This is a genomic window from Streptomyces sp. NPDC046379, assembly GCF_055587785.1.
On record NZ_JBVJFP010000010.1, the window covers coordinates 249,700 to 264,444 of the forward strand.

The 14,745-nt window shown below is 72.7% G+C and carries 14 protein-coding genes; 3 read left to right on the plus strand and 11 right to left on the minus strand.

Annotated elements, in window-relative coordinates; translation table 11 throughout:
- The first annotated feature begins 12 nt into the window (after positions 1–12).
- Complete coding sequence (locus ACZ6KF_RS19595; protein ID WP_469158943.1) at positions 13–819, plus strand: SAM-dependent methyltransferase; 807 nt, start codon at positions 13–15, stop codon at positions 817–819.
- A 176-nt stretch (positions 820–995) separates the two neighbouring features.
- Here the strand turns inward: ACZ6KF_RS19595 and gatB are convergent, their stop codons facing one another.
- The 9 genes from gatB to ACZ6KF_RS19640 form a co-directional block, all read right to left on the minus strand.
- Positions 996–2,507: an Asp-tRNA(Asn)/Glu-tRNA(Gln) amidotransferase subunit GatB gene (gene gatB, locus ACZ6KF_RS19600; protein WP_356632821.1), complete on the minus strand. Its 1,512-nt coding sequence runs from the start codon at positions 2,505–2,507 to the stop codon at positions 996–998.
- A gap of 15 nt (positions 2,508–2,522) precedes the next feature.
- Positions 2,523–2,762 carry a hypothetical protein gene (locus ACZ6KF_RS19605; RefSeq protein ID WP_356632819.1) on the minus strand — a complete coding sequence of 80 codons (240 nt, stop codon included), beginning with the start codon at positions 2,760–2,762 and terminating at the stop codon, positions 2,523–2,525.
- Complete coding sequence (gene gatA, locus ACZ6KF_RS19610) at positions 2,759–4,255, minus strand: Asp-tRNA(Asn)/Glu-tRNA(Gln) amidotransferase subunit GatA (protein WP_356632817.1); 1,497 nt, start codon at positions 4,253–4,255, stop codon at positions 2,759–2,761. Before gatA ends, ACZ6KF_RS19605 begins: the two co-directional genes overlap by 4 nt.
- 5 nt (positions 4,256–4,260) lie before the next feature.
- Positions 4,261–4,557 carry an Asp-tRNA(Asn)/Glu-tRNA(Gln) amidotransferase subunit GatC gene (gene gatC, locus ACZ6KF_RS19615; RefSeq protein ID WP_004925108.1) on the minus strand — a complete coding sequence of 99 codons (297 nt, stop codon included), beginning with the start codon at positions 4,555–4,557 and terminating at the stop codon, positions 4,261–4,263.
- Between the two features lie 116 nt (positions 4,558–4,673).
- Entirely contained in the window at positions 4,674–7,067 is a 2,394-nt protein-coding gene (locus ACZ6KF_RS19620; protein ID WP_469177118.1) for a putative bifunctional diguanylate cyclase/phosphodiesterase, read from the minus strand.
- Between the two features lie 259 nt (positions 7,068–7,326).
- On the minus strand, positions 7,327–9,522 hold the full coding sequence (ligA, locus tag ACZ6KF_RS19625) for an NAD-dependent DNA ligase LigA (protein ID WP_469177116.1): 2,196 nt from the start codon (positions 9,520–9,522) through the stop codon (positions 7,327–7,329).
- Positions 9,523–9,535: 13 nt separating this feature from the next.
- Positions 9,536–10,543, minus strand: a complete 1,008-nt coding sequence (locus ACZ6KF_RS19630) for a methionine synthase (protein ID WP_469239389.1) — start codon at positions 10,541–10,543, stop codon at positions 9,536–9,538.
- A gap of 210 nt (positions 10,544–10,753) precedes the next feature.
- Positions 10,754–11,443 (minus strand): SDR family oxidoreductase, encoded by a 690-nt coding sequence (locus tag ACZ6KF_RS19635; protein WP_356632808.1) that lies wholly within the window; start codon positions 11,441–11,443, stop codon positions 10,754–10,756.
- 26 nt (positions 11,444–11,469) lie between these two features.
- Positions 11,470–12,009 (minus strand): LOG family protein, encoded by a 540-nt coding sequence (locus ACZ6KF_RS19640; protein ID WP_469239391.1) that lies wholly within the window; start codon positions 12,007–12,009, stop codon positions 11,470–11,472.
- A 51-nt stretch (positions 12,010–12,060) separates the two neighbouring features.
- On the opposite strand from ACZ6KF_RS19640, the gene ACZ6KF_RS19645 reads away from it, so the two are divergent.
- Complete coding sequence (locus ACZ6KF_RS19645; protein ID WP_469158937.1) at positions 12,061–12,384, plus strand: DUF427 domain-containing protein; 324 nt, start codon at positions 12,061–12,063, stop codon at positions 12,382–12,384.
- Positions 12,385–12,457: 73 nt separating this feature from the next.
- On the opposite strand, the gene mnmA is transcribed toward ACZ6KF_RS19645, so the two are convergent.
- Entirely contained in the window at positions 12,458–13,588 is a 1,131-nt protein-coding gene (gene mnmA / locus ACZ6KF_RS19650; protein WP_356632802.1) for a tRNA 2-thiouridine(34) synthase MnmA, read from the minus strand.
- A 60-nt stretch (positions 13,589–13,648) separates the two neighbouring features.
- Here mnmA and ACZ6KF_RS19655 point away from each other — a divergent pair, with 60 nt between their 5' ends.
- Positions 13,649–14,311, plus strand: a complete 663-nt coding sequence (locus tag ACZ6KF_RS19655; RefSeq protein WP_356632800.1) for an N-acetylmuramoyl-L-alanine amidase — start codon at positions 13,649–13,651, stop codon at positions 14,309–14,311.
- On the opposite strand, the gene ACZ6KF_RS19660 is transcribed toward ACZ6KF_RS19655, so the two are convergent.
- Entirely contained in the window at positions 14,202–14,684 is a 483-nt protein-coding gene (locus tag ACZ6KF_RS19660) for a DUF1304 family protein (protein ID WP_469239426.1), read from the minus strand. The two genes, ACZ6KF_RS19655 and ACZ6KF_RS19660, sit on opposite strands and share 110 nt — an antisense overlap.
- Positions 14,685–14,745: the final 61 nt, after the last annotated feature.

A 14,745-nucleotide genomic window follows, 5' to 3' on the forward strand; every position in this document is an offset into this window, starting at 1 on the left:
TCCAGGACCCCTATGACCACCGACTCCGCGAGCACCCGGCCGCCCAGTGATCCCGCCGCCCGTGTGCGGCACCCGGACCATCCCCGCAGCAACGGCTACGACGTCCGGTGGCTGATCGACAACCAGATGGGCCCGCACCCCCTCTGGCTGCTGGAGTCGCTCGCCCCGGCCATGGGCCTCGACTCGCTGCCGCCCGGCGCCCGCGTCCTGGACCTCGGCTGCGGGCGCGCCCTGACGTCGATCTTCCTGGCCAGGGAGTACGGCTTCCAGGTGACCGCCGCCGACCTGTGGATCAAGCCCGACGAGAACGCCGGGCGGATCGCCGCGGCGGGCGTCGCCGACCGGGTACTGCCGGTGCACGCCGAGGCGCACGACCTGCCGTTCGGCGAGGGCTCCTTCGACGCGATCGTGTCCATCGACGCGTACCAGTACTTCGGCACCGACGACCTCTACCTGCCCACCCTCACCCGGTTGCTGAAGCCCGGCGGCCGGATCGGCGTGGCCGTGCCGTCGCTGCGCGAGGAACTGGACGGGACGGAGCCGCCCGCGCACCTGGCGCCATGGTGGGAGCCGGCGTTCTGGTGCTTCCACTCCCCCGCCTGGTGGCGCCGCCACTGGACCCGCAGCGGGGCCGTCGAGGTGGAGGCGGCGGACTGGCTGCCGGACGCCTGGCGCGACTGGCTGCTGTGGAGCGAGGTGTGCGCCGAGGAGAGCGACAGCGAGTTCATGGCGGACATGGCGCGTTCGTCGGCCCGGATGCTGCGCGCCGATGAGGGACGCACGCTCGGCTTCGCCCGGGTGGTGGGACGCCGGCTCTGAACGTGTGCGTCACAACGGCCGGCACTGGGCGACCTGGAATGCGGCCCGGGACCGCTCGGGGCCTCGGCGCCCCCGGGAACCTGTCCGACCCCACGTCGGCAAGGTGAACGCGCGGGGCGGCGCCCGGAACGCTCGGTTCCGGGCGCCGCCCCGTCACGTACCGGCAGTTGTCGGCGTCAGCCCTCGACGCCCAGCTTCTGCAGGATCAGTTCCTTCACGCGGGCCGCGTCCGCCTGGCCTCGGGTCGCCTTCATGACCGCGCCGACCAGGGCGCCGGCCGCGGCCACCTTGCCGCCGCGGATCTTGTCCGCGACGCCCGGGTTGGCGGCGATGGCCTCGTCCACGGCCGCGGTGAGCGCGCCCTCGTCGGAGACGACCTTGAGTCCGCGCCGGTCGACGACCTCGTCCGGTGTGCCCTCGCCGGCGAGGACGCCCTCGATGACCTGGCGGGCCAGCTTGTCGTTCAGGTCGCCGGAGGCCACCAGTTCGGTGACGCGGGCGACCTGCTGCGGGGTGATGGCCAGCTCGTCCAGGGCCTTGCCGGACTCGTTGGCGCTGCGGGCCAGCTCGCCCATCCACCACTTGCGGGCGGAGGCCGCGTCGGCGCCGGCGTCGATCGTGGCGACGATCAGGTCCAGCGCGCCGGCGTTGAGGATGGCCTGCATGTCCGTGGCGGAGACGCCCCACTCCTCGCGCAGCCGGTTGCGGCGCACCAGCGGCAGCTCGGGAAGGGAGGCGCGGATCTCCTCGACCCACTCGCGGGACGGGGCGACCGGCACCAGGTCGGGCTCCGGGAAGTACCGGTAGTCCTCGGCCTCCTCCTTCACGCGGCCGGAGGTGGTGGACCCCGTGTCCTCGTGGAAGTGACGGGTCTCCTGGACGATCGTCCCGCCCGACGACAGCACGGCCGCGTGGCGCTGGATCTCGAAACGGGCCGCGCGCTCCACGGACCGCAGCGAGTTGACGTTCTTCGTCTCGGAGCGGGTGCCGAACTTGTCCGCGCCCTTGGGCATCAGGGACAGGTTCACGTCGCAGCGCATCTGGCCCATCTCCATGCGGGCCTCGGAGACGCCGAGCGCGCGGATGACCTCGCGCAGCTCACGCACGTACGCCCGGGCGACCTCGGGGGCGCGCTCGCCGGCCCCGACGATCGGCTTGGTGACGATCTCGATGAGCGGGATGCCGGCCCGGTTGTAGTCGAGGAGGGAGTGCGAGGCGCCGTGAATACGGCCCGTCGCGCCGCCGACGTGGGTCGACTTGCCGGTGTCCTCCTCCATGTGGGCGCGCTCGATCTCCACGCGGAAGGTCTCGCCGTCCTCCAGCTGCACGTCGAGGTAGCCGTTGAAGGCGATCGGCTCGTCGTACTGGGAGGTCTGGAAGTTCTTCGGCATGTCCGGATAGAAGTAGTTCTTCCGGGCGAAGCGGCACCATTCGGCGATCTCGCAGTTCAGCGCCAGGCCGATCTTGATCGCGGACTCCACGCCGGTCGCGTTGACGACGGGGAGCGCGCCGGGCAGGCCGAGGCAGACCGGGCAGGTCTGGGTGTTCGGGTCGGCGCCGAGCGAGGTCGAACAGCCGCAGAACATCTTGGTCCTGGTGCCGAGTTCGACGTGGACCTCGAGGCCCATGACAGGGTCGTACGACGCCAGCGCGTCCTCGTACGACACCAGGTCGGTCGTGGTGGTCACGGTGAAACTTCCCTCTCAGCCCAGCAGGACGTCGTCGTCGCCCAGCCGCTTCAGCTCGCGGTACAGGATGGCGAGGCCGGTGACGATGGCGACGGCGGACACGGTGGCGTCGATCAGGACCAGCGTGTCCTTCTCGGCGCGGGCCTTCTTCAGCCGCTTGGCGACGCCGATCGCGCCGAACGCGGTCCCGGCGATGGACAGGTACGTGCCGGACCTGGACTTCTTGAAGCCCTTGGCCTTGGTCAGTGCACTCACAGCGACGGAGCCTCCTCGAGCAGCGGGTGCCCCCACTTTTCCACGAAGGCGGCCTCGACGGCGGCGCCGACCTTGTAGAGCCGGTCGTCCTTCATCGCCGGGGCGATGATCTGCAGGCCCACCGGGAGGTTGTCCTCCGGGGCGAGACCGCAGGGCAGGGACATGGCCGCGTTGCCCGCCAGGTTGGTCGGGATGGTGCACAGGTCGGCCAGGTACATCGCCATCGGGTCGTCGGCGCGCTCGCCGATCGGGAAGGCGGTGGTGGGCGTGGTCGGCGACACGATCACGTCGACCTGCTCGAACGCCTTCTCGAAGTCGCGCGTGATGAGCGTGCGGACCTTCTGCGCGGAGCCGTAGTAGGCGTCGTAGTAGCCGCTGGACAGGGCGTACGTGCCGAGCATGATGCGGCGCTTGACCTCGGGGCCGAAGCCGGCCTCGCGGGTCAGCGAGGTGACCTCCTCGGCGGAGCGCGTGCCGTCGTCGCCGGTCCGCAGGCCGTAGCGCAGGCCGTCGAAGCGGGCGAGGTTGGAGGAGCACTCGGACGGGGCGATCAGGTAGTACGCCGACAGGGCGAGGTCGAAGGACGGGCAGTCCAGCTCCACGATCTCGGCGCCCAGCTCCTTCAGCAGTGCGACGGACTCGTCGAACCGCTGGATGACGCCGGCCTGGTAGCCCTCGCCGCGGAACTGCTTGACGACGCCGACCCGCATGCCCTCGACCGAGCCGTTGCGGGCGGCCTCGACGACCGGCGGGACCGGGGCGTCGATGGAGGTGGAGTCGAGCGGGTCGTGCCCGGCGATCACCTCGTGCAGCAGGGCCGCGTCCAGGACCGTACGGGCGCAGGGGCCGCCCTGGTCCAGGGAGCTGGAGAAGGCGACCATGCCGTAGCGGGAGACCGCGCCGTACGTCGGCTTGACGCCGACCGTGCCGGTGACGGCGGCCGGCTGGCGGATGGAACCGCCGGTGTCGGTGCCGATGGCGAGGGGGGCCATGTGCGCGGCCAGCGCGGCGGAGGAGCCGCCGCCGGAGCCCCCGGGGATCCGGGTGAGGTCCCAGGGGTTGCCGGTCGGGCCGTAGGCGCTGTTCTCGGTGGAGGACCCCATGGCGAACTCGTCCATGTTGGTCTTGCCGAGGATGACGACGTCGGCGGCCTTCAGCCTCTGGGTGAGGGTCGCGTCGTACGGCGGGATCCAGCCCTCGAGGATCTTGGAGCCGACCGTGGTCGGCATCCCCTCGGTGGTGAAGATGTCCTTGAGCGCGAGCGGGACGCCGGCCAGCGGGCCGAGCTTCTCGCCCCGCTCCCGCTTCCCGTCCACGGCGCGCGCCTGGGCGAGGGCGCCCTCGCGGTCGACGTGCAGGAAGGCGTGCACCTTCTCGTCCACGGCCTCGATGCGGGCCAGGTGGGCCTCGGCGACCTCGACGGCCGTCAGCTCGCCGGAGGCGATCTTCGCGGCGGTCTCGGCCGCGGTGAGCTTGATGATTGAGTCCGTCATGCGGATTACTCCTCCCCCAGGATCTGCGGCACCTTGAAACGCTGCTGCTCCTGGGCGGGGGCGCCGGAGAGCGCCTGCTCGGGGGTGAGCGACGGGCGGACCTCGTCCGGGCGCATGACGTTCGTCAGCGGGAGCGGGTGCGAGGTCGGCGGAACGTCTTGGTCGGCGACCTCGCTGACGCGGGCGACCGCGCCGATGATGTCGTCCAGCTGGCCGGCGAAGTGGTCGAGCTCTTCGGGCTTCAGCTCCAGACGCGCCAGCCGGGCGAGGTGGGCGACCTCCTCGCGCGTGATGCCAGGCATGCAGCGATCCTCTGGGGTGAGTGTGTGTGGTTTGGGGCCAATCCTATGGGTCGGGGGCCGAAGGCTGTTAAACGGTTTCCCAGCGGCCCCTGTTCCCGGGCGGTCCCGGAACCGGATCACTCGTCCCCGGCCGCCGCCGGGAGGGCCGCCGCGGGGCGCACCCAGCCCCGGGCTCCGCGGGCGCGCAGCCACGCCGTGGTCTCCTCGGGCGGCATCGCCGCGGCGACGAGCCAGCCCTGTACGGCGTCGCAGCACAGGTCGCGCAGGCGCTCCCAGGTCTCGTCGTCCTCGACGCCCTCGGCGACGACGAGCAGGCCGAGCGAGTGGGCGAGGTCGATGGTGCAGCGCACGATCTCGGCGTCCTCCGCGTCGACGGCCAGCCGGGCCACGAAGGAGCGGTCGATCTTCAGTTCGCTCACCGGGAGCCGTTTGAGGTGCACCAGCGAGGAGTACCCGGTGCCGAAGTCGTCCAGGGACATCTTCACGCCGTGTCCGGTGAGGCCGGCGAGGGTGTCGGCGGCGCGCTGCGGGTCCTCCAGCAGCACGTGCTCGGTGATCTCCAGCTGGAGGGCGCCCGCCGGGACGCCGTGCCGGGCCAGCCGGGCGGCGACGGAGCCGGCGAAGCCGGGGCTGTGCACGTCGCGCGGGGAGACGTTCACCGCGACCGGCACGAACAGGCCCTGCGCGCGCCAGCGGGCGACCTGGGCGAGCGCCGTCTCCAGGACGTACTCCGTCAGATGGGGCATCAGGCCGGAGGTCTCGGCGATCGCTATGAACTCGTCCGGCGGCACCTTGCCCCGCTCGGGGTGCACCCAGCGCACCAGCGCCTCCAGGCCCGCCACCTGGCCGTCGAAGCGCACCTTCGGCTGGTAGTGGAGCTCGACCTCGTGGGCGTCCAGGGCCCGGCGCAGGTCGGCGAGCAGGCCCAGACGGTCGGGGGTGTTGGAGTCCCGCTTGGACTCGTAGACCTCGACGCCGGTGCGGTCGCGCTTGGCCTGGTACATCGCGACGTCGGCCCGGCGCAGCAGGCCCTCCGCGTCGAGCGCGTGATCGGGGAAGACGGCGACTCCCGCGCTGGCCTCCAGGACGAGGGTCAGGCCGTCGAGGTCGAGCGGGGAGCCGAGGGCGGCGACGAGGCCGCGGGCGATTCGGGTCGCTGACGTGGTGGAGTCGGCGACCGGCAGTAAGACGGCGAACTCGTCGCCGCCGAGCCGGGCGGCCTCGGCGCCCCGGGGCAGGGCGAGGCCGAGCCGGTCGGCGGTCTGGAGCAGCAGCCGGTCGCCGGCGAGATGGCCGAGGGTGTCGTTGACCGAGCGGAAGCGGTCGAGGTCGATGAGTACCAGGGCGGTGCGGGCGCCGATGCGCTCGGCGTCGTCGAGGGCGGTCCAGGTGCGCTCCAGGAGCCACTGGCGGTTGGGCAGCCCGGTGAGCGGGTCGCGCAGCTGTTCCTCGGCGCGGGCGCGGGCCATCCAGAGGGTGGAGTCGAGGGCGATGAGCGGGATGGCGAACAGCGGGAGCAGGATCGGTTCCGCCATGGCGACCACGCAGACCAGGGGCGCGATGCCGAGCAGGGCGACGGCGACCAGGCCCTGACGGGCGAGGGCGGTGCGGGCGACGGTGGGCAGGCCGCGGGAGCGGGGGGCGTGCAGGTACCACAGCAGGGTGCGGGTGACGAGCAGATAGGCGGCGGCGACCAGGACGACGGCGGGGACGGTGTAGACCGTCCAGGTGGCGGGGGCCCAGGGGTGCTCGACGGAGGGGACGCGGCCGAAGGAGGCCATGACGAGGGCTCCGGCGCCGATGCCGACGACGTCGACGGCGCCGTGCAGCAGGCCCTGCCGCCAGCGATGGCGGCGGGCCGCGCCGACGAGGACGACGACGGTGAGGCTGACCATGCCGGCCGGCACCCAGCCGTAGAGCAGCAGCACGGCGAGGGTGAGGGCGGCGCCGGAGCCGGTGCCGCCCCACCAGCGGGCGCGGCCGAGGGCGACGAGGTGGCCGACGATGATGCCGGTCAGCACGGCCAGGGACCAGCCGGCGGTGCCGGACGGGAAGAGCGCGTGCTGACCGGTGAAGGCCCGCAGGAATCCCGCGCCGAGCGCGATCGCGGCGCCCGCGACGACGGCGGCGGGCAGCAGGGGCCACGCCAACTGCCGCTCGGCGTCGGTCCCGTCGCCCGTCGCGGCCCCGGTCCCGACGCCGGGGAAGCCGGGCTGCCCGCCGTGCCCGCCGCGCGGGAGGCCGCCACGCGTCGGACCGCCCTGTGCCGGGCCACCGGCGTGTCCGGGCCTGCGGGGACGGGCGGCGGGTCCGGCGTCCGGGCAAGCCGTCCCGGCCGCGGTGTGTCCGGCCGCCGGACGGGCGGCACGGCCGGTGGTCGTGGTGCGGTCGGCGGCCGGGGCGGCGGTGGGAGCCGCACCGGCCCGCCATGCCGTCCGCAGGCCCCCTCGCCAGGCGCCGGCCATTCGGCGCAGCCGTGAATACGGGGCGGCGCTCTCGGTCGGTTCCATTCCCGTCCCTCTCACAGCCGGCGGTGCCCGCGCCACGCGGCCCGATGCCCGACGTCCCTCACTGCACCGCGTGGGAAAACCCTTTCCCCCGGCCCTTCGAAAGGCAGGGGGTGCCCCGACCGCAGCCGGGCACGGCAGGCGCACATCTCAACAGTAGGCCGCGGAAGGCTTCCAGGGGCAGCGGTCGTCGACGGTTGCCCGAATACGCCGCACCCGCCCTGATGCATCTCATTTGCGCCGATCGGGTGTTCTTCCACCGCTATTCGGGTGTCGGCAAGGCGGATTCCGCCGCGGCTTCGGGCCCTTGCTCCAGCAGGACCTTGAAACCGTCCTCGTTGAGCACCGGCACTTTCAGCTGCATCGCCTTGTCGTATTTCGATCCGGGATTGTCACCCACAACGACGAATGCCGTCTTTTTTGAAACCGAACCGGTCACTTTCGCGCCTCTGCTCTGCAGTGCCTCCTTCGCCCCGTCCCGCGTGAAGTCCTCCAGCGTGCCGGTGACGACGACCGTCAGCCCTTCGAGCGGACGCGGCCCCTCGTCCTCGCCGGTGCTCTCCTCCTCCATGCGGACGCCCGCGGCCTTCCACTTGCGGAGGATCTCCTGGTGCCATTCCTCGGCGAACCACTCCTTGAGCGAGGCGGCGATGATCGGCCCGACGCCCTCGGTGGTCGCCAGCTCCTGCTCGCTCGCCTGCTCGATGCGGTCGATGGAGCGGAACTCCCGGGCCAGCGCCTCAGCGGCGACCGGGCCGACGTGACGGATCGACAGCCCGGTGATGACGCGGGCCAGCGGCCGCTGCTTGGCCGCCTCGATGTTCGCCAGCATGGCCAGCGCGTTCTTCCTCGGCTCGCCCTCCTGGTTGGCGAAGACCGTGGCGACCTTCTCCTCGCCGGTCTTCGGGTCCCGCTTGGGCAGCCCGCTGTCCTGGTCGAGGACGTACGCCTTGATGGGCAGCAGCTGTTCGACCGTGAGGTCGAACAGGTCGCCCTCGTCCGTCAGCGGCGGGTCGGCCGGCTCCAGCGGCTTGGTCAGGGCAGCCGCGGCGACATAGCCGAAGTGCTCGATGTCCAGCGCCTTGCGGCCCGCGAGGTAGAACAGGCGCTCGCGCAACTGGGCGGGGCAGGTGCGGGCGTTGGGGCAGCGCAGGTCGACGTCGCCCTCCTTCATCGGCCTGAGCGGCGTGCCGCACTCGGGGCACTCGGCCGGCATCACGAACTCGCGCTCGCTGCCGTCGCGCAGGTCGGCGACCGGGCCGAGGATCTCCGGGATGACGTCGCCCGCCTTGCGGATGACCACGGTGTCCCCGATGAGGACGCCCTTGGCCTTGACCACGTCCTGGTTGTGCAGGGTCGCGAACTCGACCTCCGAGCCCGCCACCGTCACCGGCTCGACCTGGGCGTACGGCGTGACCCGCCCGGTGCGGCCGACGCCCACGCGGATGTTGATCAGCTTGGTGTTGACCTCCTCCGGCGCGTACTTGTACGCGATCGCCCAGCGCGGGGCCCTGGAGGTGGAGCCGAGCCTGCCCTGGAGCGGGATCTCGTCCAGCTTGACGACCACTCCGTCGATCTCGTGTTCCACGGAGTGGCGGTGCTCGCCGTAGTGGGCGATGAACTCCCGCACCCCGTCGAGGCCGTCGACCACCCGGTTGTGCGGGGAGGTGGGCAGGCCCCACTCCTTGAGCAGGTCGTACGCCTGGGAGAGCCGGGTCAGGCCGCTGAAGCCCTCCAGGGCCCCGATGCCGTGCACCACCATGTGCAGCGGCAGCGACGCGGTGACCTTCGGGTCCTTCTGCCGCAGCGAACCGGAGGCGGAGTTGCGCGGGTTGGAGTAGGGCTTCTCGCCGGCCGCCACCCGCCGGGCGTTGAGTTCCTCGAAGGCCGCCATCGGGAAGTAGACCTCCCCGCGGATCTCCACGAGATCGGGCACTCTGTCGCCCTTGAGCCGGTCCGGGATCTCGGCGATGGTCCGGACGTTGGTGGTGACGTCCTCGCCGGTGCGGCCGTCGCCGCGGGTGGCCGCGCGGGTGAGGCGGCCGTGCTCGTAGGTGAGGTTGACGGCGAGGCCGTCGACCTTCAGCTCGCACAGGAAGTGGTACGGCTGCTCGCCCAGTTCACGCGCGATGCGGTCGGCCCAGGCGGCCAGCTCGTCGTCGTTGAAGGTGTTGTCCAGCGACAGCATCCGCGAGCGGTGCTCGACGGAGGTGAACTCCGACTCGTACGACCCGGCGACCTTCTGCGTCGGCGAGTCCGGCGTGCGCAGCTCGGGGAACTCCTCCTCCAGCTCCTCCAGGGTGCGCAGCAGCCGGTCGAACTCCGCGTCGCTGACGACCGGAGCGTCCTTCACGTAGTACCGGAATCGGTGCTCCTCGATCTCCTCGGCGAGACGCGCGTGCCGCTCCCGCGCCTCGGCGGGTACCGCCGTGCTTTCCGCCTGCTTGTCGCCGGCCACCGTTGTCCTCCCGTTACTCAGGGTTGTCCGCGAGGGATCTCGCCGCCCGGACGCAGTGGGCGAGGGCCCGCCTGGCGTACTCCGGCGAAGCGCCCGCGAGACCGCACGCCGGGGTGACCGTGACGGCGTCCGCGAGCAGTCCCGGTCGCAGCCCCAGCCTGCGCCAGAGCGTCCTGACACCCATGACGCTACCGGCAGGGTCTGACAATGGGCCGTCCGTCCCCGGGACGACACCGGCGAACAGCCGGGTGCCGCCCTCCACCGCCTCCCCGATGGCGTCGTCGTCACGCTCGGTGACGAGCGAGAAGTCGAAGGAGATCGCTGCGGCGCCGGCCCGCCGCAGCAGGGCGAAGGGGACGTCGGGGGCGCAGGAGTGGACGACGACGGGGCCGCCGTCCTGCACGGCGAAGACCTCCCGCAGCGCGCCCTCCACGACCTGCCGGTCGACGGCCCGGTGGGTGCGGTAGCCGCTGGCCGTGCGCACCTGTCCGCGCAGCACCGCGGTCAGGGACGGCTCGTCGAGCTGGAGGACGACCTGGGCACCGGGCACCCGGCGCCGTACGTCCTCCAGGTGCAGCCGCAGGCCCTCGGCGAGGGAGGCGGTGAGGTCCCGGCTCGCGCCGGGGTCGGAGAGGGCGGCCTCGCCGTTCCTGAGCTCCAGGGAGGCGGCCAGCGTCCACGGCCCGACGGCCTGGACCTTGAGCGGGCCCGTGTAGCCCTGGGTGTACTCCTCCAGGGCGTCGAGGTCCTGCACGAGCCAGGACCGGGCCCGCCGGGTGTCGCGGCCGGGGCGGTCGCCGATCCGCCAGCCGCTGGGCTCCACGCGCGCGTACAGCTCCACGAGCAGGCCCGCGGTCCGGCCGATCATGTCCGCGCCGGGGCCGCGGGCGGGCAGCTCGGGCAGGAACGGGAAGTCCTCGAAGGACCCGGTGACGGTCTTGACGGCCTCCCGGGCGTCGTCTCCGGGCAGGGAGCCGACGCCGGTGGCCGGGCCGAAGGGGGTGTTGCTGTTTTCGCTCACGCCGGGAAGCGTACGGAACGCTCCGCGAAAGCGGGGTGGTCGGTCCCGCGCCCGCCGGGCGGGGGGTTCGTCGCCGGGTGCGGCACCGATGTGGTTGCTCGCGCAGTTCCCCGCGCCCCCTTGAGAAGCGTGTGCCTGCACATGCCCCTGAAAGGGGCGCGGGGAACTGCGCGAAGGGCACGGCGCAGCCGCACCCGGAGACGTGACCCCCTAGCGGCCCGGGCGGACCGTCAGGTCGTTGACCTCGGCGTCTCGGGGGAGGTCCAGGGACATGAGGATGGTCGTGGCGACCGACTCGGGGTCGATCCACTGGGACGGGTCGTACTCCTTGCCCTCCTGCTGGTGGACCTTGGCCTGCATGGGGCTGGCGGTGCGGCCGGGGTAGACGGAGGTCACGCGGACGCCGTTGCCGTGCTCCTCGTGGCGCAGGGAGTCGGCGAGGGCCTTCAGGCCGTGCTTGGAGGCCGCGTAGGCGGACCAGCCGGCGTGGGCGTTCAGGCCGGCGCCGGAGTTGACGAACACGACGTGGCCGCGGGCGGCGCGCAGCTGGGGCAGGAAGTGCCGGGTCAGCTCGGCCGGTGCGATCAGGTTGACGTCGATCTGGTGCCGCCACGTCTTGGGGGTGAGGTCGCCGACCGGGCCGAGGTCCACCACGCCGGCGATGTGCAGCAGGGAGTCCACCCGGTCGGGCAGCGTCTGGTGGGAGAAGGCCCAGCTGAGCCGGTCGGGGTCGGCGAGGTCGCCGACGAGGGTGCGGGCGCCGGGGAACCGCGCCGCCAGTTCCTTCGCGCGGCCCGCGTCGCGCGCGTGCAGGACGAGGTCGTCCCCGCGCGCGTGCAGCCGGCGGGCCACGGCGGCGCCGATGCCGGAACCCGCCCCGGTGATCACATGGGTAGCCATGTCCGCCATGCTCGCATCACCCGGCGTCAGGCCACGCCCCGGCTCTCCTCCAGGTAGGCCAGCGCACCCACCGGCTCCTCGGCGAAGAAGACCAGGTCGGTGAGGGGGCGGGGCAGGAAGCCCTCGTCCTCCATGCGCCGGAACTGCTCCTTGAGGCCGTCGTAGAAGCCCTCGGTGTTGAGCACGACGACCGGCTTCTCGGTGTGGCCGTGCTTCTTCAGCTCCATGATCTCGGTGGCCTCGTCCAGGGTCCCGGTGCCGCCGACCATGACGACCACGGCGTCCGACTTCTCCAGCAGCAGGCGCTTGCGCTCCGCGAGGTCCCGCGCGACCACCATCTCGTCGGCGCCCTGGTAGGCCTTGTACGCCAGGAACTCCACCGAGACGCCGACGAGCCGCCCGCCCGCCTCCCGCACCCCGTCGGCGACGACCTTCATCAGACCGGCGGCGGACCCGCCCCACACCAGGGCGTGGCCGCCCTTGGCGAGGAGCTTGGCGAATTCGCGCGCGGGGCGCGTGTACCGCTCGTCGAGGTCGGCGGCGGAGAGGAAGACGCAGATGTTCATGCGATCACCGTACGCGGGAACAAGCGGCGTCCGTCTCGCGCTTTTTCCGGCATGACCGAAGGACACACGATCACCATCGAGCAGGGCACGCGGCGCGTGCGGGTCGTCCGTGACGGGCAGGTGCTCGCGGACAGCTCACGGCCGCTCGTGCTGCGCGAGACGGGCTGTCCGGTGCGGTACTACCTTCCCGCCGAGGACGTCCGCACGGACCTGCTGACGCCCTCCGACACCCACACCCACTGCCCCTTCAAGGGCACCGCGTCCTACTGGTCGCTGCCGGACGCGCCCGACCTCGTCTGGTCCTACCCGGAGCCGAAGCCGGCGGTGGCACGGATCAAGGGCCACCTCTGCTTCTACGACGTCGAACCGGACTGACCCCCGCGCGCGGGCGGCGGCTCGGCCGGCCGCGCCGTCGACGCCTTGCCCCGCCCCTCGCGCGGACGGTCGTTCAGGCCACCCCGGCCGTCGCCCGCACCGTCGAGGCGATCGTCGCCGACCCCACCACGCGCGTGCCGTCGTACAGCACGATCGCCTGGCCGGGGGCGACCCCGCGGACGGGCTCGGCGAACTCCACGCGCAGTTCGCCGTCCACGAGCCGCGCGGTCACCGGCGTCTCGTCGCCGTGGGCGCGCAGCTGGGCGGTGTAGGCGCCGGGACCGGTGGGGGCCGTGCCGCACCAGCGGGGCCTGACCGCGGTCAGGGCGGTGACGTCGAGGGCGTCGGCCGGGCCGACCGTCACGGTGTTCGTGACCGGGGAGATGTCGAGGACGTAGCGGGGCTTGCCGTCGGGCGCCGGGGTGCCGATGCGCAGGCCCTTGCGCTGACCGATGGTGAAGCCGTAGGCGCCGTCGTGGGTGCCGAGGCGGTTGCCGGCCTCGTCCACGATGTCGCCCTCGGCCCTGCCGAGCCGCTTCGCGAGGAAGCCCTGGGTGTCGCCGTCGGCGATGAAGCAGATGTCGTGCGAGTCGGGCTTCTTGGCCACCGCGAGGCCCCGCCGCTCGGCCTCCGCGCGGATCTCGTCCTTGGTGGTGACGGTGTCGCCGAGCGGGAACATGGCGTGGGCGAGCTGCCGGTCGTCCAGCACGCCGAGGACGTAGGACTGGTCCTTGGCCATGTCGGAGGCGCGGTGCAGTTCGCGGGTGCCGTCGGGGCGGACGATCACCTTGGCGTAGTGGCCCGTGCACACGGCGTCGAAGCCGAGGGCGAGGGCCTTGTCCAGCAGGGCGGCGAACTTGATCTTCTCGTTGCAGCGCAGGCACGGGTTCGGGGTGCGGCCCGCCTCGTACTCGGCGACGAAGTCCTCGACCACGTCCTCGCGGAAGCGGTCGGCGAGGTCCCAGACGTAGAACGGGATGCCGATGACGTCGGCGGCGCGGCGGGCGTCGCGGGAGTCCTCGATGGTGCAGCAGCCGCGCGCGCCCGTGCGGAAGGACTGGGGGTTCGCGGAGAGCGCCAGGTGGACGCCGGTGACGTCGTGGCCCGCCTCGGCGGCGCGGGCGGCGGCCACGGCGGAGTCGACCCCGCCGGACATGGCGGCGAGGACGCGGAGGGGGCGGGAGCGCTGCGGGGTGTCAGTCATAACGCATCCAGGGTACGGGGGCGCGGGAACCGGAGCCCGCGAGTATCCGTTCTCGGTCACATGGAGCAGAACAAGGGCGGCGCCGGCCCGCGGATCGGGCGGCGCGCGCTGATCGCCGGGGGCGCGGCGGCCGTGGCCGGCACGGGCGCGCTGCTGGCCCGCGACGAGCTGTCGCGGCTGTGGTGGCAGGTGCCCGGCGTGGACAAGCCGCGGGTGGCGGGCGCGGTGGACCACCGGGGCGCGCGCTGGGTGGGGGCCTCGCCGGCGAACTGGCGGATGGCGGACCGCCCGGCCGACTACGCGATAGACATGGTGGTCGTCCATGTCACCCAGGGCAGTTTCGACAGTGCGGTGAAGGTGTTCCAGGACCCGGAGCACGGCGCCGCGTCGCACTACGTGGTGCGCGGGGACGGCCACGTCACCCAGATGATCCGCGAGCTGGACGTGGCGTACCACGCGGGCAACCGGGACTACAACGAACGCAGCGTCGGCATCGAGCACGCCGGCTTCGTGGACCGCCCCCAGGACTTCACGGACGCGATGTACGCCGCGTCCGCGCGGCTGACGGCACGGATATGCCGGCGGTACGACATCCCGGTCGACCGCGAGCACATCATCGGGCACGTGGAGGTGCCGGGCACGGACCACACGGACCCGGGCCCGCACTGGGACTGGGACCGCTACCTGAAGCTCGTGCGGCGGGCGCGGACGGCCGTGGCGTGACGCGGCGGCCGGGCCGTGGCGTGGCTCGGCCGAGCGCGGCGGCGACGAGGGCGAGGGCCGGGGCGACGCCCCGGCCGAGGGCGCCCCGCCGCAGGCGCGGGAAGGACACGCCGACGACGGAGGACACGACGAGGAACGCGCACGGGCAGCCGACCGGTGTGCGGCCGACGGTGGTGTCCCCGGTGTGCGGGGCGACGACCCGGGCGACGAGGCCGAGGCCGAGCAGCATGTTGTGGACGGCGACGCCCGAACGCCACAGGGTGACCTCGGGGGCGTCCGCCGTGGACGTGGTGAGGAAGCGGCGGACCTCGGGACGGCCGTAGGGGAAGCGCTCCAGGATCCCGACCACGAGGTGGATCAGGGCGGCGAGCAGCGCGAAGACCTGCGCGACGAGGTTCGCGTCCGGGGTGTTGGCCTCTGCCCGCTTCCCGGCA